The 23998-nt window shown below is 67.5% G+C and carries 17 protein-coding genes; 5 read left to right on the top strand and 12 right to left on the bottom strand.

What is annotated here, in order from left to right; genetic code table 11:
* The first annotated feature begins 213 nt into the window (after positions 1 to 213).
* Entirely contained in the window at positions 214 to 897 is a 684-nt protein-coding gene (locus tag J2S35_RS09555) for a vitamin K epoxide reductase family protein (protein WP_309852746.1), read from the top strand.
* A 122-nt stretch (positions 898 to 1019) separates the two neighbouring features.
* A complete protein-coding gene (locus J2S35_RS09550; protein ID WP_309852743.1) occupies positions 1020 to 2249 on the top strand; it encodes a glucose-1-phosphate adenylyltransferase family protein in 1230 nt (409 codons plus the stop codon).
* A gap of 190 nt (positions 2250 to 2439) precedes the next feature.
* On the opposite strand, the gene J2S35_RS09545 is transcribed toward J2S35_RS09550, so the two are convergent.
* From J2S35_RS09545 to J2S35_RS09500, 10 genes are all read right to left on the bottom strand, one after another.
* On the bottom strand, positions 2440 to 3666 hold the full coding sequence (locus tag J2S35_RS09545; protein ID WP_309852740.1) for an MFS transporter: 1227 nt from the start codon (positions 3664 to 3666) through the stop codon (positions 2440 to 2442).
* Positions 3663 to 4862, bottom strand: a complete 1200-nt coding sequence (locus tag J2S35_RS09540; protein ID WP_309852738.1) for an ATP-grasp domain-containing protein — start codon at positions 4860 to 4862, stop codon at positions 3663 to 3665. The genes J2S35_RS09545 and J2S35_RS09540 overlap by 4 nt, the downstream gene beginning before the upstream one ends.
* Positions 4852 to 6030 carry a hypothetical protein gene (locus J2S35_RS09535; protein WP_309852734.1) on the bottom strand — a complete coding sequence of 393 codons (1179 nt, stop codon included), beginning with the start codon at positions 6028 to 6030 and terminating at the stop codon, positions 4852 to 4854. The genes J2S35_RS09540 and J2S35_RS09535 overlap by 11 nt, the downstream gene beginning before the upstream one ends.
* A 132-nt stretch (positions 6031 to 6162) precedes the next feature.
* Positions 6163 to 6591, bottom strand: a complete 429-nt coding sequence (locus J2S35_RS09530) for a class I SAM-dependent methyltransferase (protein WP_309852731.1) — start codon at positions 6589 to 6591, stop codon at positions 6163 to 6165.
* 338 nt (positions 6592 to 6929) lie between these two features.
* The gene (gene ndk / locus J2S35_RS09525; RefSeq protein ID WP_309852728.1) at positions 6930 to 7346 is read right to left on the bottom strand and encodes a nucleoside-diphosphate kinase; all 417 of its coding nucleotides are present in this window, start codon (positions 7344 to 7346) and stop codon (positions 6930 to 6932) included.
* Between the two features lie 66 nt (positions 7347 to 7412).
* Positions 7413 to 7868 (bottom strand): DUF4233 domain-containing protein, encoded by a 456-nt coding sequence (locus tag J2S35_RS09520; RefSeq protein ID WP_309852725.1) that lies wholly within the window; start codon positions 7866 to 7868, stop codon positions 7413 to 7415.
* Complete coding sequence (locus J2S35_RS09515) at positions 7858 to 9228, bottom strand: bifunctional folylpolyglutamate synthase/dihydrofolate synthase (protein ID WP_309852722.1); 1371 nt, start codon at positions 9226 to 9228, stop codon at positions 7858 to 7860. The genes J2S35_RS09520 and J2S35_RS09515 overlap by 11 nt, the downstream gene beginning before the upstream one ends.
* A complete protein-coding gene (ileS, locus tag J2S35_RS09510) occupies positions 9225 to 12593 on the bottom strand; it encodes an isoleucine--tRNA ligase (RefSeq protein WP_309852719.1) in 3369 nt (1122 codons plus the stop codon). Before ileS ends, J2S35_RS09515 begins: the two co-directional genes overlap by 4 nt.
* Positions 12594 to 13099: 506 nt before the next feature.
* Complete coding sequence (locus tag J2S35_RS09505; protein WP_309852716.1) at positions 13100 to 13849, bottom strand: SDR family oxidoreductase; 750 nt, start codon at positions 13847 to 13849, stop codon at positions 13100 to 13102.
* 153 nt (positions 13850 to 14002) lie between these two features.
* Positions 14003 to 14686, bottom strand: coding sequence for an HhH-GDP family DNA glycosylase (locus J2S35_RS09500; RefSeq protein ID WP_309852714.1), 684 nt, complete (start codon positions 14684 to 14686; stop codon positions 14003 to 14005).
* A gap of 103 nt (positions 14687 to 14789) precedes the next feature.
* Here J2S35_RS09500 and valS point away from each other — a divergent pair, with 103 nt between their 5' ends.
* Positions 14790 to 17402 carry a valine--tRNA ligase gene (gene valS, locus J2S35_RS09495; protein WP_309852712.1) on the top strand — a complete coding sequence of 871 codons (2613 nt, stop codon included), beginning with the start codon at positions 14790 to 14792 and terminating at the stop codon, positions 17400 to 17402.
* Between the two features lie 94 nt (positions 17403 to 17496).
* Here the strand turns inward: valS and J2S35_RS09490 are convergent, their stop codons facing one another.
* Together J2S35_RS09490 and J2S35_RS09485 are read right to left on the bottom strand one after the other, a co-directional pair.
* Positions 17497 to 18117 (bottom strand): hypothetical protein, encoded by a 621-nt coding sequence (locus J2S35_RS09490; RefSeq protein WP_309852711.1) that lies wholly within the window; start codon positions 18115 to 18117, stop codon positions 17497 to 17499.
* Positions 18114 to 20879, bottom strand: a complete 2766-nt coding sequence (locus tag J2S35_RS09485) for a DNA methyltransferase (protein WP_309852708.1) — start codon at positions 20877 to 20879, stop codon at positions 18114 to 18116. Before J2S35_RS09485 ends, J2S35_RS09490 begins: the two co-directional genes overlap by 4 nt.
* Positions 20880 to 21137: 258 nt before the next feature.
* Here J2S35_RS09485 and J2S35_RS09480 point away from each other — a divergent pair, with 258 nt between their 5' ends.
* Positions 21138 to 23330 (top strand): glycosyltransferase family 39 protein, encoded by a 2193-nt coding sequence (locus tag J2S35_RS09480; protein WP_309852705.1) that lies wholly within the window; start codon positions 21138 to 21140, stop codon positions 23328 to 23330.
* Between the two features lie 124 nt (positions 23331 to 23454).
* Positions 23455 to 23922 carry a DUF2231 domain-containing protein gene (locus J2S35_RS09475; RefSeq protein ID WP_309852703.1) on the top strand — a complete coding sequence of 156 codons (468 nt, stop codon included), beginning with the start codon at positions 23455 to 23457 and terminating at the stop codon, positions 23920 to 23922.
* The last annotated feature ends 76 nt before the right edge of the window (positions 23923 to 23998 follow it).

Raw genomic sequence — 23998 nt, 5'->3', positions numbered from 1 at the left:
TCCTTTGCCCTGCGGCCGGCCCGCGTGTCTTGCGCGGGCTCCAGGCCGTCCGGCGCGTGCGCTCTCCTGCGGCACTTCCGACGGGGCCAGGGCGCTCGGTGCGGCGAGTGCCACTGGACCTGCCTACCATGCTCTCACGGAGGCGCCGGAAACTCCGAGTGCCGGCACGCGTGCGCGGACCGTGGCGCGGGAGCCAGGGATATCCTGAGTCCTATGAACGCAGGAGAAGGCAGCACCGCCCTGGACCATGAGACCGCCCCTGACGGGGCCAGGACGCGGCATGAGGAGGGCTCGCGCAGCGCGCTCAACGAGCCGCCGGCTCTGCCGCCCGTGGACCGCGCCTTCGCGTGGACCCTCCTCGTCACCTCGGTCGGCGCGTGGATCGCCTCCGCCATCCTCGTCGCGGAGCGGCTGCACCTCTACAAGGACCCCGGCTACGTCACGAGCTGCGACATCAACCCGTGGCTCTCGTGCGGCACCGTCATGAAGTCGTGGCAGGCGGCCCTCTTCGGGTTCCCGAACCCGCTCATAGGCATCGTCGGCTTCGCCATCGTCGTCACCATCGCCATGTCGATGCTCGCCGGGGCCCGGTTCCGCCGGTGGTTCTGGGTGTGCTTGCAGATCGGCCTCTTCCTGGCCCTCGCGTTCCTCGGCTTCCTCTACTACTCGGCGGTCTTCGTCATCGGCGCGCTGTGCATCTACTGCATGATCGTGTGGTTCTTCGCCCTGCCGATGTTCTTCGCCACGCTCAAGCGAAACCTTGTGACCGGGACCATCCCCGCGCCAGCCGGCGTCGTCCGCTTCTTCGATCACTGGACGTTCGTCATCGTGGCCGTGGCCGAGGTGCTCGTCTTCGGCGGCGTGTTCATCCAGTTCTACGACGCGTTCCTCGGCTAGCCGGCCGGCGCTGTGCCCGGGCCGCGACACGCTGCCCGCACCGGTGCCTCTCGGGAGCGGACACGCCCCAGCCCCGGCGCATAGCATGGGCACATCCCCAGCCGCCGCCCTAAGGAGCCACGATGGCCCGCCCGTTCCCCGCCCACCCCGAACCGCCTGTCGTCGCGCTCGTCCTTGCAGGCGGACGCGGGTCCCGCCTGTCTCCCCTGACGGACGCTCGGGCCAAGCCCGCCGTTCCCTTCGCCGGCTCGTTCCGGATGATCGACGTTGTGCTCTCGAACATCGCGCACTCGGGGCTGGAGAACGTGTGGATTGTCGAGCAGTACCGGCCCTTCACCCTGAACCGGCACCTCGCGGGCGGTCGGCCGTGGGACCTCGACTCGACGCGGCACGGCCTCCAGATCCTCCCGCCCGCCGAAGGGCGCAGCGAAGAGGGCTTCGCCGCAGGCAACGGCCACGCGCTGCACCAGCAGGTGCCACTCCTGGAGTCCTTTGGCGCCAGCACCGTCGTCGTCCTCTCCGCCGATCACCTGTACCACCTGGACCTCCGGCCGGTCCTCGAACAGCACGCCGAGCGCGGGTCCGAGCTGACCGTCGTGACCACCGAGGTGCCCGGGGACCCCTCCCGCTACGGCGTGGTGCAGGTGGACGACGACGGGGCCGTGACCCGGTACGACTACAAGCCGGAACAGCCCGAGGGGCAGCTCGTGGCCACGGAGGTGTTCGTGTACAGCGTCGAGGCGCTCGCCGAGGTGACCCGAGCCCTCGTGGCCGAGGAGAAGGCGTCCGAGGCCGCGGGCGAGGCGGACCACGACCCGGAGATCGACGGAGACTCGCTCGGCGACTACGGCGAGTCCATCATCCCGGCGCTCGTGGAGCGGGGACGCGCGCACGAGTACCGGCTCGACGGCTACTGGCGGGACATCGGCACGATTGACGCGTACTTCCAGGCCCACATGGACCTCGTTGAGGGCAAGGGCCTCGAACTGGATCGGCACGCCTGGCCTCTCCTGACGAACCCGCGGGAGACGGCGCCCGCGTGGATCGGCCCCTCGGCGAGTGTCCGGCGGAGCCTGGTCTCCCCCGGCGCGCGGGTCGAGGGTGAGGTGGAGGACTCGGTCATCGGCCCGGGGGTCACCGTTGAGCGCGGCGCTCGCGTGCGCCGGTCCGTGCTGCTCGGGGACGCCGTGGTGCCGACGGGGGCCTCGCTCGACGCGGTGGTCGCGGACCTGGGCGCGGACATCCCGGCCTCGGCCGTGGGTGAGTCCAAGCCGGGCCCCGGAAACATCACGGTGCTTGTGCCAGCCCGGCGCGGGCCCGCGGAGTCGTCCGACGAGACGACGGGCGTCTGAGGGGGCGCGGCCGGTCCACGGCATGAACGACTCAACGACGACACCTTTGGGCCGTGATCTCGCAGGGTCACGGCCCCGAGGGTGGCGGGGTTCGGGGAAACATGACGTGGTCCGGCTTGGGTGACAACGCCCGGAGAGAACGACGACGGGGGCGCCGCGGGATTGTCTCCCGCGGCGCCCCCGTCGTCGTTCACATCGGAGACACGACACGCGCCCGGCGCAGTGCCCTGACCACAATCAATCCGCACCCGAGCCCGAGCAAAGCCAAGAAGAGGAGGAGGGCGCCGAAACCGACGCTGCTCGCGATGACGACAAAGCCGCCGAGGACCGGCGCGAAGACACCGCCCACACCCCATGCCGACTGGTAGATCGATTGGCCGCGTCCCTTGACCTCAGATGGAAGAGCCGAATCTGCCAGCTGGTCCGACGATGGCGCGACGAGGATCTCACCAATCGTAAAAACCACGACGCCGGCCAAGAACATCCACGGGCGTGCCACGTCCGGGAGCACCGCCGCCCCAACAAACACGGCACCCGAAGCAACGTATATCGATGCGCCCAGAATCAGGCACCCAGCGGGACTGAATTTCTGCGCTCTCTTGATGATCCACGGCTGCAGGAAGATGATCATCCACGTATTGACGCTGAATCCTATGCCCGCAAGCCACGCGGCGGAAAAATAGGTGTCGGCGACCACGGGCAAGAACGAGCCAAACACGCCAGCGATGATCACGAGGAAGAGTTTCACGACCACAACGAGCCAAAAGACGCGGCCGAACGCGAGACGCACGGGAGCCGCCTCGCCGGGTTTCCGCGACTCCGAGGACGTCTGGGCGCCCGCCCCGGCTCCACTAGCCATAAAGCACAGCCCTGCGATGATGTAGCTCACCGCGTTGGCCCACACGGCCACGACCATGAGGGAAAGATCCGAGGCAAGAACCGCCGCCACGAGCGCTCCCACGCCCAGGCCGACGTTCCGGAGCCAGGAGAGACGGGCGAAGCGCAGTGCGCCGCTCGCGCCAAAGAGACTCGGCGAGCGGCCGATGACCGTGTAGAGGGCGACCCAGCTGCCCCTCTCCAGAAGACAATTCAGGATGAGTAGAACAAGGATCGTCGGAGCGTGCGGGACGAAGGCGAAGAGCCCGAAGATGACCGCCCGTCCCATATTCGCGAGGACCAAAACCCGCTTGGCCCCTAACCGATCTACGGCCACCCCGAGCGGATAGGCACACGCGAGCGTGACTCCGGCCCCCACAGCAAGCCCCACGCTGACAACCGGCAAGGGGATTGACCGAGCCTGAGTGAAATAGAGCAGGGAGAAGGGAATGAACATCCCTGCCCCGAGCCCGCCGACGAGCGTCCCAACGGTGAAGCGCTCGATGAGCCATCCGAGACGCCGATTCGAGACGGCGCTCATGTCACGGGAGTCATGTCAATGCACAGAGCGTCGGCCAGCATCCGCGCTGCACGCCGGGCGTCCGACTCCACCGTGGGGCCGACCCCGTGAGCGAGCGCGTACCCCGCTCGAGCGTCATTGCCGCTCAGCGGTGCCAAGTCCCCGTCAAGTCGGGGTGCCTGATATACCTCGGGGACATTCGGCAAGCGAGATATGGCGCGGAGCGTCTCTGGCGAAGCATGGCTCATCGGCTGTCCTACGACGTGGGCGATCGCTGCGCTGGTTCCATTCGGGACGGGCTCGAATACGTGGGCCCCCACGGCGATCCGCGCCTGGGCTTCGTAGAGGTCGACGTTCGTCGTGAGACTCACCAAGGTCGGGATCAGGCCGCCGGCGGGCCGCAGCGCAATTTCAATGATTCGTGGCCCGTCAGGCGACAATTTCACCTCCGCGTGAAACACGCCGTCTGCGACACCGAGCAGACGCAACGCAGACCGGATCAGGGCCCACGCCCCCGCGTTCGGCGCGTGGGTCGCTGTGTGCCCTATTTCCACGAAGTCAGCCGTCGTCCTCTTCCGGACGACCGCAGCAAGAACAGCCTCGGAACCTTGAACCCACCCTTCGTAGCTGTACTCCGGTCCGGCGACATACTCCTCGATCACCACATCCCCACCGAAGCTCCATCGACGCACTGCTTTAAACCGCTGTGCAGCCTCTGCGAATGATGTCACCCGAACGACGCCAGCGCTTCCCGAGCTGTCTGCCGGCTTGAGGACGTAAGACTCCTCTCCGTGAATGGCGAAGAAGGCCTCAAGATCTCGCTCCGACCGGATCTCCGCGGATGCAAGATCACCGTCCAGTCCTGATGCACGGAGCACGCGGCGCAGATGAGCCTTATTTCGGGCCACGTTGGCCGCGCTCGTCGTCACCCCTGGCAACGACAACAACTCTGCCAGGGTGGCCACCGCCTGCACTGAAAACTCCGACAGGGTGACGACTCCGTCAGAGACAGGGATAGCCTCCATGAGGCCGCGCGTGTCTAGCGCGTTCAGTCGAGTGACGCCCGCTGCCAAGTGTTGCCACGACTCGGTGCGAGTCTCGGGCGAGACCACAGCATGAACGCTAAGGCCCATCTCCGCCCATCTGTGAAATGCCGCCTCACGATGAGCCGCCACGCCAACGACGGTCAACGTCTTCCCCGCAACGTCAGTCGGCACGTCTCACTCCGTCCGGACCCCGGCGCCGCAGCACCCGCAGCGGCCCCGCCGGAACCGCCACAACCTGATCCGACGCAAATCTCTGTGCCTCTCGAACCCGCGAGAGAGCCTGTTCCTCTGTGTCTCCCTGTGCGAGAATTTGTCCCAGCCGCTCGACTGTCGAAGCCTGACGGGCACGCATCTGTGTGCCTACCGGAAGTTCAACGACGGCGTCAATAACACCGGTCTGCCGCATGATGTCCTCAGCATCCGGCAACGCGAGAATGGTTCCGTCCGCCTTCGGGATAGCGATGGACGCGATGACGTCGCCAGACGGCCTCGGCACAATATCCAAAGGCTCGCCCAGGGCAATCGCGAGAGCTGCGTCTGCCAGATCGACGCCATGCTTTGCCAAGACAAGTTCTTGTTGCATCCCGCCTCCCCTGCGAAGGGCGCATTCACTGAACTGTGCGCGCTTGCCGTCGTCGAACGCTTCGAGATGGAACACGCCATCTGGAGCGCCAAGCGCGGCGATGGCGACCTCACCGAGAGCTCGAATCCGCTGCGCGACCGCAGTGTGCTCCTCCGCGCTGACGATGCAGCATGGGTTCCCGGTCGTGACGACATCCAGGGGTGCTGAAACGTATCGCGCGACTGAGGCAAAGACGATCCTGCCCTGGTGAATCACCCCGTCGAGGATGTACTCGTCTCCCACAGCCACACTCTCGGCGACGAAGGAGCGCGGAGCATTGCCAGGCAGAGCGGCCTTAAACTGCTCGAAGTCATCGATACTCGTCACTAGCGCTGTCAAACTCGTACCAGCTCCGAAACGCGGCTTGACCACCACAGGCATCTGGAGATCAGGGAGTCCGTCTCTTACGTCATGAATGGCCGCAATGTCGGCCGCAGGCACTCCAACCCCTCTGACGAGGTGTTTTTGAACGAGCTTGTCCCGAAACTTCGCGACGTCAGATGGGTTCGGGCCATTGAGCCCTAGAAGTAAATTCAAGGTGGCCGCCGTAACGACGGCGTCCTCGGATGTCGTGAGGACCGCGCTGATCCTGACCCCGCTGGCGCAGATCTGCTCGACGGCGCCAAGCGCCTGCTCTAGCTTGATCGGCGAGTCAACAAGGTAGGTGTCTGTCGGCGCCTCAGGGAATCCGAAGTCGCGCGTTCCGTGGGTGCACATGACGACAGGCTCCAAGCCACGACGAGCACAAGCAGCCAGGAGGTGGCGGTCCAGCCCAATGAGGAGCGGCCTGGATTTCATGCTGCGGCCTTCACTGCAATGTATCCAGCGAAATTCATCCACCGCCAGAAGCTATCCACAGGGCCGACCCGCCGAGATTTCGTCAGCGAACCTCTGCTCCAGCACCTCGATCATCGGCGGAGAGACTTCGACACAGACAGCGCGATCTGCCTGAGAGACCCCCTCAAGCAAAGGTGCGACCGCGTTTCCCCGCGAGGCACCGAGATCAACAAGCACCCCTCCATCATCCAAGAAATCGCGACTGAGGTCCGTGACGAGCTGTCGCATGACAGCATAATTTGGGATACTGCGTTCGAGCATGTTGTCGAACACTTCCGTCACCTCACGGTCAAATTCCCACCGCTGACCGGGAACCACGGCATCAATTCCCGTTTCCATGACAAGCCCCTCTGAATCCATGATATTGACGACAAGGACCGCGAACATCGATGCAGGCAATCGGCCACCTGGACCCGTGCGCTCCGGCGTATGGTGCGTCATAAGCCATGATCCGCGCACCTAGGGGCCACGACCACAAGACTATGACATGCATCATAACACGACCGATCGTCATGTCTCTCGTGCTATCTCGTGCCAGGTTGTCGCCATCGCCGCGAGCTGGCACGTGGAGGCACGGAGACCTGTAGCGGCCCACAGGGCTGCGGCCCAGAAGTGGCTCACTCGTATGCCCGGAGAGAACGACGACGAGGGCGCCGCGGGAGTCAATCCCGCGGCGCCCTCGTCGTCGTTCACATCAGAGGCAGGACGCGCGCACGGCCGCCGGGGTGGAGAACCCCAGCCGCCGGGGAGGCGCGCCCGCCGGGCTCACGCCGTCACGCTCAGGCGAACCAGATGCCGATCTCGCGCTCAGCGGACTCGACGGAGTCCGAGCCGTGGACGAGGTTCTTCTGAACCTTCTCGCCCCAGTCGCGGCCGAAGTCGCCACGGATGGTGCCCGGCGCGGCCGTCGTGGGGTCCGTGGTCCCGGCGAGGGAGCGGAAGCCTTCGATGACCCGATCGCCCTCGACGACCACGGCGACGACCGGGCCCGAGGACATGAACGCCAGGAGCGGCTCGTAGAACGGCTTGCCCTCGTGCTCGGCGTAGTGCTGCTCAAGCACCGAGCGCTCCGGCGTCACGAGCTTGAGCTCGGCGATCCGGTAGCCCTTCGCTTCGATGCGAGCCAGGATGGCCCCGGTGAGGTTGCGCTCGACGCCGTCCGGCTTGACGAGGACGAGAGTGCGCTCCGTGGTCATGACAGTCTCCTTCAGAAGATGGGGTGTGGCCGCGGCGTCAACGCGCCGCAGTCCGTTGATTCCAGGCTATCGCGGCTCGCCGCCGCCGGCCGCGAGCTGGCGCTCGGCCTCGTCCCGGCGGGCGTTCTCCTCGTCGATCTGCCGGCCCTTGACGAGCGCGTAGATCCAGCAGCCCGTGAAGCCGGCCGCCACGACGAGCATGATCGGCACGAACACGGCCACGGCGAAGGTCAGCACCTGCATGACCCACCCAAGCCGCAGCCCCCAGGGCTTGGAGAGCACCGCGCACGTGGCGATACAGCCGAGCGCAACGGCCACGCCGAACGCGATCATCCACGGCAGACCCTCATGCCCGCGGTACAGGCCGATGAACGTCAGTGTGGCGAACGCCACGGCCAGGCCCTGAAGGGTCAGAACCGTCGAGGCGAAGAGCATGCGCACGCTCCGGCGCGGCTTGGGCATGCCCGGGCGCCACTCGGCCCGCTCCCGTTCGAGGCGGGCCCTCACGGACTCACGCGCCATGGCTGTCCTCCTTGGCCAGTAGGGTCTGGGCTTCGCCCACGAGAGTGATGGAGCCCGTCACGAGGATGCCCCCAGCCGAGTCTCCCGGTTCCTCAGCCAGCGCGCCGGCCACCCGCAGAGCCTCGACGAGGCCCTCGGTGACGTGAATGTCCTCCTCGCTCCAGCCAGCCGCGAGGGCCAGCTCCTCGAGCTCCGCCGCGGGGATTGCGCGGGGCGAGGTCGAGGCGGTGAGCACGAGGGCGCCAGCCGCGTCGTCGAGCTCCCTGCGGAAGACGGACAGGAACTCCGCCGCATCCTTCTCCGCGAGGATTCCGACGACGGGGACGAGCCGCGAGAACGAGAACGCCTCCTTGAGGGCACGCGTCGTGGTGCGGATGCCGTCCGGGTTGTGGGCCGCATCGAGGATGACGGTGGGATCGGTGCGGACGACGTCGAGCCGACCCGGCGACGTGACGGCCTCGAAGGCCTGTTCGAGGGCCTCGCGCCCGAGCTCCCTCTCTCCCCCGCCGAGGAACGCCTCAAGGGCAGCCACGGCCACGGCCGCGTTCTCCGCCTGGTGCTCGCCGTGCAAAGGCAGGTGAAGGTCGGGGTACCGGCCCGCGAGGCCCTGGATGGTGAGGACCTGGCCGCCGACCGCGAGCTCGCGGCTCTCCACCCCGAACTCGACGCCCTCAAAGCGGAACGGAATGCCGAGCTCGCGGGCGCGCTCCAGCAGCACGTCCGCGGCCTCCTTCTCCTGGGCGGCGGAGACGAGGAAGCCTCCCGGCTTGAGGATGCCGGACTTCTCCAGGGCGATGTCTCGGACGGTGTCGCCGAGCAGGTCCGTGTGGTCGAGGCCGATGGGCGTCACGACGCTCACCGCCCCCGAGACGACGTTCGTGGCGTCCGTGATGCCGCCGAGGCCCACCTCGACGACGGCCACGTCCACGGGCTGGTCCGCGAAGACCGCGAAAGCCAGGACCGTCAGGGCCTCGAAATAGGTGAGGCGCGGCTCGCCGCGTGCGGTGAGCTCCTCGTCCACCATGGCGACGAACGGCCGGATCTCGTCCCAGACGCGAACGAAGTCCTCGTCCGAGACAGGCTCCCCGTCCACGCTGATCCGCTCCGTGACGCTCGTCAGGTGCGGGCTCGTGTAGCGGCCCGTGCGCAGGTTGTGCGCCCGCAGGCCCGCCTCGATGATCCGGGCCGTGGACGTCTTGCCGTTGGTGCCGGTGATGTGGATGCTCGGGTACGCGTTCTGAGGGTCGCCGAGCAGCTCCATGGCCCGCCACATGGGCTCCATGCGCGGCTCCATCTTGTTCTCGGGCGCGCGGGCGAGCAGCTCGGCGTAGACGCTGAGGACGTCGGTCTGGTCCGTCATGCCGCTGCCCCAATCTGCAACTTCACCGCATGGCCCGACGAGAGGTGAACCTTGTGGTTGCCAGTTCCGTCACCTGACGCCGCCTCCATGCTGCCGAGGGCATTGTCGTACCGGGCATCAGCGTCGACCTCAAAAACCACCGCATCGGCAAGGACCGCAGCCTTGATCAGACTCTCGTAGGACTTAAACGCATCTACCACATCGGCTGCCCCCCGGAGCGTTAGGTCAATTCTTGCCGACACTTCGAGCCCGTCCTGCTTGCGAGCAGATTGAATCGCTCGGATGACGTCGCGGGCCAGGCCCTCCGCCTCGAGCTCCGGGGTGAGCGCCGTGTCGAGGACGACGAACCCGCCGCCCGGCAGCACGGCCGCTGCAGAGGCGCCCGCGTGCTCCGGATCAACAACCGTCTCGAGGGAGTACTCCCCCTCCTCCAGGGCAAGCCCGCCGGCCGTCACCGTGCCGTCCTCGGCCACGGACCAGTCCCCGCTCTTGGAGCCCTTGATGGCCTGCTGGACGCTCTTGCCGAGGCGCGGGCCGGCGGCGCGCGCGTTGACGACGAGCTTGCGGCTGATGCCGAACTCCTCCGCCGCGACCTCGTCCGCGTCGAGCACCTCAACCGACTTCAGGTTGAGCTCGTCCCTGAGGATTGCGGCGTGGTCCGCCGTGATCCGCTCGGGATTGGGGACGACGACGGTGGCCCCTGCCAGCGGGAGCCGCACGCGCAGCTTCGCCGCCTTGCGGAGGGCCGAGCCCGTCGAGGCCACCTGGCGCACGAGGTTCATCGCCTCAAGGCCTGCCGGATCCTGCGGGAAGCGGGACGAGTCCGGGTAGTCCGTCAGGTGCACGGAGCGGCCGCCCGTGAGCCCGCGCCAGATCTCCTCGGCGGCGAGCGGCAGCAGGGGCGCGGCGACCTCGCACACCGCCTTGAGGCACGTGTAGAGCACGTCGAACGCGCGGGGGTCCTCCTCGAAGAACCGCTCGCGGGAGCGGCGCACGTACCAGTTGGTCAGCGTGTCCGTGTAGGAGCGCAGCGCCTCGCACGCGTCCGAGACCTCGTAGGCGTCTAGGCTGTCGCGGACGCTGTCGATGAGTCGCCCCGTGGCCGCGAGGACGTACGCGTCAAGCGGGTCATCGGACTCGTACCGCTCCGACGCCTCGTGGCCCCCGCCGTCGTTCGCAGCGTTGGCGTACAGGCTGAAGAAGTACCAGACGTTCCACAGCGGAAGGAGGACCTGACGGACGCCCTCACGGATGCCCTCCTCAGTGACGATGAGGTTGCCGCCGCGGAGGATCGGAGAGGACATGAGGAACCAGCGCATGGCGTCCGAGCCGTCGCGGTCCAGGACCTCGGACACGTCCGGGTAGTTCCGCAGGGACTTGGACATCTTGTTGCCGTCCGAGCCGAGGACGATTCCGTGGCTGATGACGTTGCGGAACGCCGGGCGGTCGAAGAGGGCCGTGGACAGGACGTGGAGCGTGTAGAACCAGCCGCGCGTCTGGCCGATGTACTCGACGATGAAGTCGGCGGGGTTGTGCGTGTCGAACCACTCCTCCGCCTCGAACGGGTAGTGATTCTGGGCGTACGGCATCGAGCCCGAGTCGAACCAGACGTCGAACACGTCCGAGACGCGGCGCATCGTGGACTTGCCCGTGGGATCGTCCGGGTTGGGGCGCGTCAGCTCGTCGATGAACGGGCGGTGCAGGTCCGGCTTGCCCTCGTGGTTGAGCGGCAGGCGGCCGAAGTCAGCCTCGAGCTCCGCGAGCGAGCCGTAGACGTCCGTGCGCGGGTAGTCCGGGTCATCCGAGACCCACACCGGGATGGGCGAGCCCCAGTAGCGGTTGCGGGAGATGGACCAGTCACGGGCGTTCTCCAGCCACTTGCCGAACTGTCCGTCCTTGACGTTGCCAGGGATCCAGTTGATGTCCTGGTTCAGCTCGACCATGCGGTCCTTGAACTTCGTCACCGCGACGTAGAAGGACGTGATGGCGCGGTAGATGAGCGGCTTGCGGCAGCGCCAGCAGTGCGGGTAGCTGTGCTCGTAGGTCGCCTGGCGGACGAGGACACCCTTGTCCTTGAGGACGCGGATGATCGTCTTGTTCGCGTCGAAGACCTGGACGCCCGCGATCTCCTTGAGCTCCTCCGAGCCTGACGGGCTCGGGCGGCCGAAGACGGGCAGGAACCTGGCGCCCTCGTCCACGGACAGGACCACGGGGATGCCCGCGGCCTCGCAGACCGCCTGGTCCTCCTCACCGTAGGCGGGCGCCTGGTGGACGACGCCGGTGCCGTCGGTGGTCGTGACATAGTCCGCCACGAGGATGCGCCACGCGGCGCCCGTGCCGTACTGCTCGGCGTCCGTGAAGTAGTCGAACAGCGGCTCGTAGGAGATGTCCTCCAGCTCGCGGCCGGTGAACGATCGCGACACTGCGGCGAGTGCGGCCTCGGCGTCGTCGTACCCCAGATCCTTGGCGTGGGCACCCAGGAGGTCCCGCGCGAGGAGCACAGAGCGAGGCGCGAAGTCCGCGCCGACGCCCGCAGAGCCCGGGCCCGTGGGGACGACGACGTACTCGACGTCCGGACCGACGGCGAGCGCCTGGTTCGTGGGGAGCGTCCAGGGCGTCGTGGTCCAGGCGAGGGCGTGCGTGCCCGCAAGTCCGAGGGACTCGGCCTTCTCGCCGCGGAGGGCGAACGCCACCGTCACGGTGGGGTCCTGACGCATCTGGTAGACGTCCTCGTCCATGCGCAGCTCGTGGTTGGACAGCGGCGTCTCGTCATTCCAGCAGTACGGCAGGACGCGGAAGCCCTGGTACGTGAGCCCCTTCTCGTGGAGCTGCTTGTACGCCCAGATCACGGACTCCATGTACTCGACGTTGAGCGTCTTGTAGTCATTCTCGAAGTCCACCCAGCGGGCCTGGCGGTTGACGTACTCCTCCCACTCCTTCGTGTAGGCGAGGACGGAGCTGCGGCAGGCATCGTTGAACTGATCGATGCCCATCTCCTCGATCTGCTTCTTGTCCGTCATGCCGAGCTGCTTCATCGCCTCGAGCTCCGCGGGCAGGCCGTGGGTGTCCCAGCCGAAGCGGCGCTCGACGCGGTGGCCGCGCTGCGTCTGGTAGCGGGCCACGAGGTCCTTGACGTAGCCGGTCAGAAGGTGGCCGTAGTGGGGCAGGCCGTTGGCGAAGGGCGGGCCATCGTAGAACACGAACTCGTTCTCGCCGCGCTCGCCGGCCGGGCGCGCGTCAATCGAGGCCTGGAACGTTCCGTCCTCGCTCCAATAGCGCAGGACGCCTTCTTCGATGCTCGGGAACGTCGGCGAGGCCGGCGTGCTGGAGAAGCCTGTGGCGGAGGCCTTGGGATAGGTGCTCATCGCGATTCCTTCGGGGCAGACGGACGGGGCGCGGGAAACGCCACGACAGGCTGCGAGGACGATCAGCAGCCGCACACAGGCTTCGGCGACGGTCTTCCCCACCGGCCGAAGCTGTGCACGGCACCGCTCGCGGTACCACCTCGCTTGCACACACCCTCCGGCACCGGCCTGGGCAACCGCGGGCCGCGGGCGGCCCGTCATGGGCCAGCCCTCGCGGTCCGAGGTCACGTTCGTGCCGGAACCGAACGGCGCGTGCCGCTCAATTCAGTGCTGTCACGGGCACACCCGTCCGGGTCTACTGGGACGCTGGCGTGCAGGCCGGGCGTTGCCGCCTGGCTGCGGTGCCATGGGCTTCCAGAGATGGCCGCCGCGCCGCCCCGAGCGGGGTTCGGTCACGCTGGCCTGGAGCCATACATCCGTTCTTCCGAATGCTCGCCGGTGATGGCCGGGTCATTGCAGATAATCCCCATCGTAGGGTCTGTGAGGCCCGGGGGCAAAGGGGCGGCTCAGAGGCGCCGAATGACCTTGTGCTGGGCGGCCTGCGCCACCGGGCGAAGGACGATTTCATCCAAGCTCACGTGGTGCGGGACCGTCACCGCATAGCGGATGACATCCGCCACATCCTCCGCCGTGAGGGGCTCGGCGACGCCCTCGTAGACCTTGTCGGCGGCCGCCTGGTCCCCGTGCATGCGCATGAGCGAGAACTCCTCCGTTCGGACCATGCCGGGCAGCAGCTCGATGACGCGGACGTCGTGCTCCGCCTCCTCGAGTCGGAGGGCGCGAGTGAAGCCGCGCTCGGCGAACTTCGCGGCGTTGTACCCGGCGCCGCCCTCGTACCCCACGATGGCCGCCGTGGACGTGAGGTTGAGCACGGTCCCCCGGCCCTGGCGCAGCTGCGGCAGGAACGCGCGGGTCATCGTCATGGTGCCGAGGACGTTGACGCGGAGCATCCAGTCCCAGTCCTCGGTGACGGCCTCAGCGACCCTCTCGGTGCCCCGGGCGCCACCGGAGATGTTGACGAGGCACTCGGCACCGCCCGCCTCGGCGACCTCGGCGGCGAGGGCCGCGACGGCCTGCTCGTCTGTGATGTCGAGGGCCTTGGGCCGGATCGCCGCGTTCTCCTCAGCGAGGGCGGCCAGGCGGTCCTCACGGCGCGCCACCGCGTACACGGTGAACCCTGCCTCTGCGAGGACCAGCGCTGTCGCGCGCCCAATGCCGGTGCTTGCTCCTGTGACTACTGCTGTGCGGGTGCTCATGTGCTTCAGATTACGACGACGGCGCGTGTCCGCGGTGTTGGCCCCCTCTTTCGCGTTTGCCCCTCTTTGCCGTTTGCCCCCTGGAATGGCGTTTGCCCCCTGCAATGTCGGTGGCGAGCGCCAGAACGCGGGGCGAACGGGCGGGGGCGGGGCTCAGGCGAGGGGGTCCGCGGCGCGGCTCAGGGCCACGCGGACGAGGGCCGCCGCAAACCGGGCCTCCTCCCCCGCGGGTGCCAGGGCCGCCAGGCGCTCGGCGTCCCCAGGCAGGCCGAGCTTGACGGCGCCTTGGAGGGCCTTGGGGTCGAGGAACGGGCGCAGCTCGGGCCACACGGCCTGCACTTCACGGATGAACATCGCGGCGCAGGCGGGCCCCACACCCGGAAAGCGCTGGAGGCGGGCGGACAGCTCTGAGGTGGCGCCAGCCGCGTCGTCGTCATGAGAAGGCCGCAGGGTCCGCACGTCCCCGCCGAACTCTGCCAGAAGCAGGCGGGAGACCTCGTCGAGGCGCCGGACGGTGCTTTCGTCGTAGCGCCGGTACCCGGTGCGCGCGAAGGAGCGGATGCGGGCGGGGCGGCCGGCGGCGAGCATGCGCTCGGGCGAAGTCCAGCCGTGGGCGATGAGGTCCTTGGCCGCAGCGACCGCCACGGACGCCCCGATGGGCTTGGCCTGAAGGAGGCACAAGGTGAGGAGGCCGAACAGGGGCTCGGGTCCGTCTGCGGCGAGGTCGAGGCCGGCCTGCTCTGCGAAAGTGACGCCGTGGCGGTCGAGGAGGCGGGCCACCGTGGCGTCAAGGTCCGTGCCCGCGGGGCCCTCTGGCGTGCGTCCGTTCTCCGTCACCGCGCGTCCCTTCCGCCCGTGGACGTGTTCCAGCGGAGCACTCCGAGAATACGGCGTCCCCGGGCACACGACCTAGCGCGTCCGCTCATGGGACAATGGAGAAATGACTGCGAACCCCCAGGGCACAGACACGCCCGTTTCCGTCCCGGACAAGCCGGCCCTTGAGGGCCTCGAGGAGAAGCTCAGCGCTCGCTGGGCCTCGGAGAAGACCTACGCGTTTGAGCGCGAGACCACGCGCGAGCAGGTCTACTCCATCGACACGCCCCCGCCCACCGCCTCGGGCTCCCTCCACGTTGGACACATGTTCTCCTACACGCAGACGGACGTCCTCGCGCGCTACCAGCGCATGAAGGGCAAGAACGTGTTCTACCCGATGGGCTGGGACGACAACGGCCTGCCCACCGAGCGCCGCGTCCAGAACTACTACGGCGTGCGCTGCGACCCGACGTACGCCTACGACCCCTCCTACGAGCCGCCGGAGAAGCCCGCGAAGAACCAGCGGGACTGGGACGTCGTCTCTCGCCGCAACTTCATCGAGCTGTGCGAGCGGCTCGCCGTGGAGGACGAGAAGGTCTTCGAGCACCTCTTCACGACGCTCGGCCTGTCCGTGGACTGGTCCATGACCTACCGGACCATCGACGACCACTCCCGCGCCGTGTCCCAGCGCGCGTTCATCGAGAACGTCCAGGCCGGGGACGCCTACATGTCCGAGGCCCCCACGATGTGGGACGTGACCTTCCGGACCGCCGTGGCCCAGGCTGAGCTCGAGGACCGCGAGATGCCGGGCGCCTACCACCGCTTCGCGTTCACGGCCGCAGACGGCGAGCAGGTCTTCATCGAGACGACCCGCCCCGAGCTGCTTCCCGCGTGCGTGGCCCTCGTGGCCAACCCGGAGGACGAGCGCTACCAGCACCTCTTCGGCAAGACCGTGACGTCGCCGCTCTTCGGCGTCGAGGTCGAGGTCAAGGCGCACGCGCTGGCCAAGCCGGACAAGGGCTCGGGCATCGCCATGATCTGCACCTTCGGCGACGCGAACGACATCACCTGGTGGCGCGAGCTCGGCCTCCCCACCCGCGCGCTCATCGGCCGTGACGGCCGCTTCCGCTCCGAGACTCCGGAATGGATCACGACGACGGAGGGCCGCGCGAACTACGAGCAGGTCTCCGGGAAGACGGTGTTCTCCGCGAAGGAGGCCGTCGTCGAGATGCTGACTGAGAACGGCCTCCTGGACGGCGAGCCGCGCAAGATCACGCACCCCGTGAACTTCTTCGAGAAGGGCGACAAGCCCCTCGAGATTGTCGCAAGCCGCCAGTGGTACATCCGCAACGGCGGACGGGACGAGGACCGCCGCGCCGCCCTCATCTCCCGTGGGCGCGAGATCGACTTCCACCCGTCCTTCATGCGCGCCCGCTACGAGGACTGGATCAAGGGCCTCAACGGCGACTGGCTCGTGAGCCGCCAGCGCTTCTTCGGCGTGCCGATCCCCGTCTGGTACCCGCTGGACGCCGACGAGCAGCCGGACTACGAGAACCCGATCCTCCCGAGCCTCGACATGCTCCCCGTGGACCCCGCCGCCGAGCCCGCCCCGGGCTTCAGCGAGGGCCAGCGCGGCGTGGCCGGCGGCTTCGTCGGCGATGCGGACGTGCTCGACACGTGGGCCACGAGCTCCCTCTCCCCGCAGATCGTGGGCGGCTGGGGACACGACGAGGACCTCTTCACGACGGTCTTCCCGTTCGACCTGCGCCCGCAGGGCCACGACATCATCCGCACGTGGCTCTTCAGCTCCGTGGTCCGGGCGGACGCCCTCCAGGACGCCGCGCCGTGGAAGCACGCGGGCATCTCCGGCTGGATCCTCGATCCGGACCGCAAGAAGATGTCCAAGTCCAAGGGCAACGTCGTCGTCCCCACCGACGTCCTCAACGAGTACGGCGCGGACGCGGTGCGCTACTGGGCCGCCTCGGCGAAGCTCGGCGCGGACACGGCGTACGAGGTCGCGCAGATGAAGATCGGCCGCCGCCTGGCCATCAAGCTGCTCAATGCCTCGAAGTTCGTCCTCAACCTCGGTGCCACCGAGGCGGACGTGCTCCGCGGGGACGCTTCCCGCGTCACCGAGCCGCTGGACCAGGCCCTCCTGGCGCAGCTCGCGGCGGTTGTGGAGCAGGCGGGACGGGCGTTCGAGCAGTACGACTACGCCCGCGCGCTCGCCATCACCGAGTCCTTCTTCTGGTCCTTCACGGACGACTACGTCGAGCTCGTCAAGGACCGCGCCTACGGCACGTCCGGCGAGGCCGGCAGCGACTCGGTGCGGGCCGCGCTCGCGACGACGCTGGACGCGCTCCTGCGCCTCTTCGCGCCGTTCCTGCCGTTCGCCACGGACGAGGTCTACTCGTGGTGGCGCCAGGGCTCCGTGCACCGCGCCTCGTGGCCCGAGGCCGCCGATTTCTCCGCCTTCGAGGCTGGGGACGCGAGCGTCCTCCCGGCCGTGGGCACCGCCCTCGCGGGCCTCCGCAAGGCGAAGTCCGAGGCCAAGGTCAAGCAGCGCACCGCCGTGACCCGCGCCGTCATCACCGCGTCCCCCGCCGAGGCCGCGAAGGTCCGTGCCGGCCTCGCCGACCTCCGGGCCGCGGCGAACGCGCAGGAGATCATCGTCAACGACGGCGAGGGCGAGCTCGTGGTCAGCGACGTTGAGCTGGAGCAGGCCGAGCCCACCCCATAGCGGAACTCCGCAAACGCCAGAGGCCGCGCGGGCCGTCTCTCCCCCTTCCGGGGCGGGGCGGCCCGCGCGGCCTTTGCATGCCCTCAAGCGCGGATCATGACGACGACGTGCCTGGCGGCCCCACTACGCCGCCAGTCCCGCGGTTCAGTTGGGGGCTGGATCGAGTCCAAGCGAGTTCAGGGAACCGACCACTCGTCAAGGCATCGTCAACACTGATGACCTCCGCGATTTCTGATGGGGCTATGGCTCGCTCAGCCCACATGGCAGGATCGTCCTCTTCTCCCTGCAGCATGACGCCTACAGATCCCAGCGGAACGCCACAGGTAGTAATTCCTGGCAGATTCAGATCCAGGTCAAGGAGGACGATGTGAGGGGTGCCAATCCTTGACAGCAGATCTTGGATATACCTGTTATGGCAGTGCATCGCCTCGCCGCCCCAGCAGCCAAGGACACCAAACATCCCGTCTTCCTCCCCTAGGTGCTCGCGTGCGGTGAACATGTGAATCATGCCCTCACGCCGTTCCGTCCTGGTGGTTTTGAAGAAATGCCGCTCGTTCAGCCATGAAGCCAGTTCCTCCGTAATGAAGCCGTACGTGCATGCATCGCGGATTTTTCGCTCGAGAAGTCCGAGCGTCAGAGGTTGGAGTCCATGTGTCCTGATCGTTTCCACCTCGTGAGGCAGAAGCCGGGTTGCGTGGTATGCCCGCAGAGTCACGACTGGCTGTCGCCGGTCATCGCAGCGTAGGACGCGAACAAGGCCTTGAGACGATCCTCGTTCGAGACCCTCTTGCCCGTCGTGTCCCGCAAACCAAAGACCTTGTCAACGGCCTTGTCGAGCTGTTTGTGGGCTTTCACCAGCGCCGGGTCCATCCCGAGTGGCTGATAGTGCTCTGCCAGGGACTTCTCGGGGTGGAGGGCTCGGGCGTCGAGCACCGCCCGACCACCGGCGATGATCGCCGCACGATCCTTTTCCGAGATTTCCGGCACAGGGAACGTGTACCAGGTCAGAGTCGACGCAAACCGCAGACGTGACTCCAAGCGCCCACCGATGGCCTTCTGCCACGTGATGAATGCCGAGGACGACATTACGGCAAACTGAAGGCCGTCAGGGTCCTGAATCGTGAAATTTGCGTCTCCGGCAATGACGTCCGCGTCAAAATGCTGCACTGTAAAGAATTCGCGCGTCTCAGAGACATGACGAGGCACGCACACATAGGAGGTATCCTGCTTCGCCAACTGACGGAAAAGGTGGTGGTACGGATAGTCACGTGTTGTCGCGGCCGTCGAAGCCGCACGGAAGTCTTTCACTGCCTCGACGCGCATCCTCAACAGGGCGGATTTGTTCAGATCACGACTATCCCATCCGTCGAGCCAGAGACACCACCGGTCTGTTCCGTGGAGGAGCTCCTTTGCCCCGATGTATCGATGCAAGTACGTGGAGGCGATCGGATCGGCCGCGAACTCTGCATAGTCCTCGGGCTCGACGATGAGATTTCCACCGTCAGATGGCATAGACCCCCGTAGGGTCTTCGTTAGGCAAGGACTTAGCATCGAGGATCGCTTCTCGACGAGGACGTTTTCTGCATCAAGAAGGTAGCCATTGATCTGCGCCGCATCCTGTTCCAGCGGCTCCGCCTTGGGACTCGGGTAGGTGAACAGGCGGCGAGGCGCCGCCTTATCCTTCGTGAAGCCGACGATGACGCAGTGCACCGCGGCAGCATCCGACGCCTCGCTGGTCCATGCGAAGGTCTGATGGGCAAACTTAATCTTCCACCCCTGGGCGAAGATCGGCCCGAACAGGCGTGGCGGCTGGTCCCCCTGGGTAATCGAGTTGGTCGTTACAAACGCCCACTCCCCTCCATACTCACGGTTCTTGAAAAGTTCGAGGGCCTTGGCGTGCCATCCGGTCACGTAATCCAGACGGGACAGGACCGAGGCGTCACCCCACGCGTCCTGAAGCTCCTTCTTCTGCTCCTTGGTCCGGGTATTGTCCCCGAGGAACGGAGGATTGGACATGATGAATAGGTGCTGAGTGGGCGGGATGTAATCCTGCCACCGCACCTTTAAGGAGTTGACCACATGGACAGTCGTGATGGTCTCGAGCGGGAGGGGCTCTGGGGCCTTTCCGAGCGCAAGCTCCATCGCCTGGTTCGCCTGATGGTCCACGAGGTGGAGGGCCGTGGCCGCGATTCGCGCGGGCCATTCTTCGAGCTCCAACCCGATGAAGCTCTCCATCTTGACGGGCAGGTCGGCCTTGGTGAAGAACATCGTGGGAATCTGGCTTGAGTCCCCGAGCTCCTGGAGCCGTTCGAGGATTCGCAGATCCAGGGCTCGCATCTCTCGGTATCCGATGACCAAGAAGTTGCCGCATCCAGCGGCAGGGTCCACAAAAACGGCCTCTCCCATGCGAGCACGCAGTTTCTTGAGGCCGGCCTTGTGGTGATGCTGCTTGGCGAATTCAGCCTCAAAGTCGTCCAGGAACAGAGGCCGGATGGTCTTGAGGATGTTCGTCTCGGTTGTGTAGTGCTCGCCGAGCTCGCGCCGGGCTTTCTTGTCCTTGACGGCCTGGAAGAGAGAGCCGAAGATGGCAGGGCTGATGGCGGACCAGTTAAAGGCGCACGCCTCGAGGAGCTGGGCGCGCATCGCCCGGTCAAAGGAGGGGATGCTCAGCGGCTCGGCGAAGATGCCGCCGTTGACGTAGGGGAAACGGGCAATGAGCTCGTCCAGGTTCTTCTGGCGCTTCTCGGGCAGGCGATTGAGCTCCTGGTAGAGCTTGGTCAGCTGCGAGCCGAGGTCAGACCCGTCTTCGCTCGTTCGGGTCTCGATGAACTCGAAGAACATGTCTCGCTCCCACACACCGGAATCGTCGGCGTAGAGGGCGAAGAGTGTGCGGACGAGGAACACGCTGGCCTCATGGTCGTCGTATCCCGAGCCCTCCAGAGCCTCGTAGAGCCCGGCCATGATCTTCGCTGCCTTAATGGACGCCGCCTCCTGCTCGCGGCTGCCAAAGGAACGTGCCTGGTACCCCGCAAGGAATGCCAGGTCCTCCACCCGCGCGGGCAGTTGTTCGAGCGTGAAGACGACCGTATCGGCGTCGTCTTCCGCATGAAGATCCAGGATGCGGAAGGTGTGGAAGTCGCACGTAATGACCCATCGGGGGGCTTCCGCGTCGCTGAGATCGTCGATGTAGTCGAGAGCCTGTCTCTCCGCAGCGGCCAGGTCCTTCCCTGCACTCTTCATCTCGATGAGACAAAGGCCAGGCACGAGCGCGTCAATATAGCCGCCTGAACCAGTGGACGAACGGCGGGCCCGCTTCTCGTAGAGGGCGGCCTTCGTGCCTGTCACCCCGAAGACATGCAGGAGGTCCCGGACGAAGCTCTGAGCCTGCTGTCTTTCCTCTCCGGGCTCGCCCTTCCACTCGTGATGGAAGGCGACGGCGCGGGAACGGATCTCGTTCAGCGAGAGGGTTTTGCTCATGCGGGGTCCAATGCTTGGGTGGCAACGGGTCAGTTCGCGGCGCGGAGTGCCAAGGCCCCATCGCCAAGAACGGTTCTGACCCCCAGCATATGCGGCGGCTGCTCCTGTTCGGCTGAACTTCAGCAGTGACGGCACGACGGCCCAGATCCCGCATTCCCCTGCTCCTCAACGGACAGGGAATCTTCCTTTGCTGCCCTCACAGAGGCGCCACAGGCCAGCCGTGACCCCCGCACAAGGGGCCCGCCCAGAGTGGAAGGCATGAACCGCTCATCCCAGACGGCAGTCCTCGACCGCCCCACTCAGCCCGACCCACCCACCACCATCCTCGACACACCCCGCAGCGAGTCCGGTGCCCGCCGGGCCTCGCGCCGCGCGGCCTTAGGAAGCAGCCGAGCCACGGCCCCCACAGAGGGCACCCGAGGCCCCACTGGCCGCTCCCGAGCTGCCCGCATCGCCCCGACTGCCGCGCCAGCCCTGGCCCCCGTGAGCCGCCGCGCCAAGCTCGCCGAGGCCGCGCTCCTCGCCGTCACCGCCCTCCTGTACTTCTGGAACCTGACCAACTCCGGCTACGGCAACACGTTCTACGCCGCCGCCGTCCGGGCGGGCTCCGAGAACTGGGTCTCGCTCTTGTTCGGGTCCCTTGACGCCAACAATGGCATCACCGTGGACAAGCCCCCGGCCTCGCTCTGGATCCCGTCCCTCCTCGGCCAGGTCTTCGGCTTCTCCTCCTGGACGGTCCTCGCACCGCAGGCCGCCATGGGCGTCGCGGCGGTCTGGATCCTCTCCCGGGCCGTCAGGCGGACCAACGGCCCCGTGGCGGGCATCCTCGCCGGCGCCGCCCTGGCAGCGACGCCCGTGGCGACGATGATGTTCCGCTTCAACAACCCGGACGCCCTCCTGACGCTCCTGCTCACGGCCGCCGCCTACGCGGTCATCCGCGCCACGAGCACCGCGAGCCGCCGCTGGCTGTACGTGGCGGGCCTCGTCCTCGGCTTCGCATTCCTCACGAAGATGCTCCAGGGCTTCCTGACGATCCCGCCCCTCGCCCTCGGCTACCTCTGGGCCGCGCCGGTCTCCCTGCGCCGACGGGTGACCGACCTCTGGGCCGCCGTCGTCGGACTCATCACCGCCCCGGCCGTCTACCTGACGATCTTCCAGCTCACCCCCACCTCCGTCCGCCCGTACATGGCGGGCAGCGAGAACAACTCGTTCTGGGAGCTGACGCTCGGCTACAACGGGCTGGGCCGCATCTTCGGCGGCTCCGGCAACGGAGGAGGCAACGGAGGCGGTGGCGGCGGCGGAGGCGCCATGGGCGCCAACACGGGCTTCGGCGGCTCCACGGGCCTCGGCCGCATGTTCAACGCGGCCTTCGGCACGGAGATCTCCTGGCTCCTCCCCGGCGCCCTGCTGCTCCTCGTGGCCGGCCTGTGGTTCACGCGCCGCCAGCCCCGCACGGACTCCACGCGCAGCGCGCTCGTCATCTGGGGCGGCTGGCTCGTGGTCACGGCGCTCGTCTTCAGCTTCATGGAGGGCACGATCCACCCGTACTACGCGGTGGCGCTCGCCCCGGCCATCGCGGCCATCGTCGGCATCGGCGCGTGGGAGCTCTACCGGGGGCGGGACGCCTTCCTGGCCCGCTGGGCCCTCGCGCTCTTCGTCCTCGTCACGTCCACCTGGTCCTTTGTCCTGCTACATCAGGACGCGTCCTGGCTGCCGTGGCTCAAGTGGCTCGTCCTCGCGGCGGGCATGGTCTCCGCGGCCGGACTGGCGCTCGGCCTGGACCGCCCCCAGGCTGAGGGGACGGTGCGCCGCGGGATGGCCGCGCTCCTCCTCGTCACGGGCCTGATCGGCCTCTTCGGGGGCACGGCCGCCTACTCTGCGGTGACGGCCACCGTGGGTCACCACGGCTCCATCCCCACCTCCGGCCCCTCAGCTTCAGCGTCCGACGCCGGACCTGGCGGTGGCCAGAGCACCGCCGGCGCGGCTGGCGCCGGGGCGCAGGGTTCCGCCGGAACCGGGGCAGCGGCCCCGACGCAGGGCGGAGCCACCACGGGGCCCCAGGGCTCCACGGGGACGGCTACGTCGGGCGCGGGCTCGACCTCCTCGAGCGCCCTCCACCAGGCCCTCGCGGCCACGCACACGAAGTACTCCGCCGCCACGGTCGGGGCGACCACGGCGTCTGACCTCATGATCGGCTCCGACACCGAGGTCCTCGACATCGGCGGTTGGATGGGGTCCGACCCCTACCCCACCCTCGCCCAGTTCCAGGCCATGGTGAAGAACGGCGACATCACGTACTTCATCGTCGGCCAGGGCGGAGGCGCGGGCGGACCCGGCGGCGGCAACGACGGCACGGGTCAGGCGTCGTCGTCCTCCGCGATCACCGCCTGGGTGACGGCCAACTACACGGCGACCACCGTGGGCGGGCAGACCGTCTACAAGCTGACCTGACCGGTACGCCCGCAGGCGCCCTCCCCACCCCGGGGAGGGCGCCCGCGCTTGTCACAGGAGCTGCACAGGTCCCTCAGAGCAGTCTTGGGCCGTTCGCGCGACACAGACTGGGCATACTGGATGAATGCCCATTGACGCTGCCCTGCCTCTGCACCCGATCTTCGTGCACGCCCCCATTGTCCTCATCCCGCTGACTCTCATCCTCGTGGTGCCAGGGCTGTTCTCGCGTCGCTGGTTCGCGTGGGGCGCGCACGCGAGCGTCGTCATCGCCGTTCTGGCCGCTGCCACCGCCTGGGGCGCCACGGTCACCGGCGAGCAGCTCGCTGACGCCACGGTCGGTGAGGAGGCCATCGCCCGTCACGCCGAGCTCGGCGAGATGGCGCGCAACCTGGCAGGCCTCGTCGCGGCCTTCGTCGTGGCCCGCTGGCTCCTCTACTCGGACCGCGCGCCCGAGACCTTCCGGCGCATCGGGGAGCGCGTGCCCGCCCTGGAGCTGATCACGGGCATCCTCACCGCGGCCCTCTGCGTTGCGGCCACGATCTGGGTCCTCCTCGCAGGCCACTCCGGCGGCATGGCCGTCTGGACGTCCTGACACACACGCAAAGGCCCCGCTCTTCCGGAGCGGGGCCTTTCTTTGCGTGCGGCGGTCTCGGGTGCCTGCGCGCGGT

Source organism: Falsarthrobacter nasiphocae, assembly GCF_031456275.1.
GTDB classification, from domain to species: domain Bacteria; phylum Actinomycetota; class Actinomycetes; order Actinomycetales; family Micrococcaceae; genus Falsarthrobacter; species Falsarthrobacter nasiphocae.
Note: the sequence above shows the minus strand (reverse complement) of the source record. Positions and strands in the feature narration are given on the sequence as shown.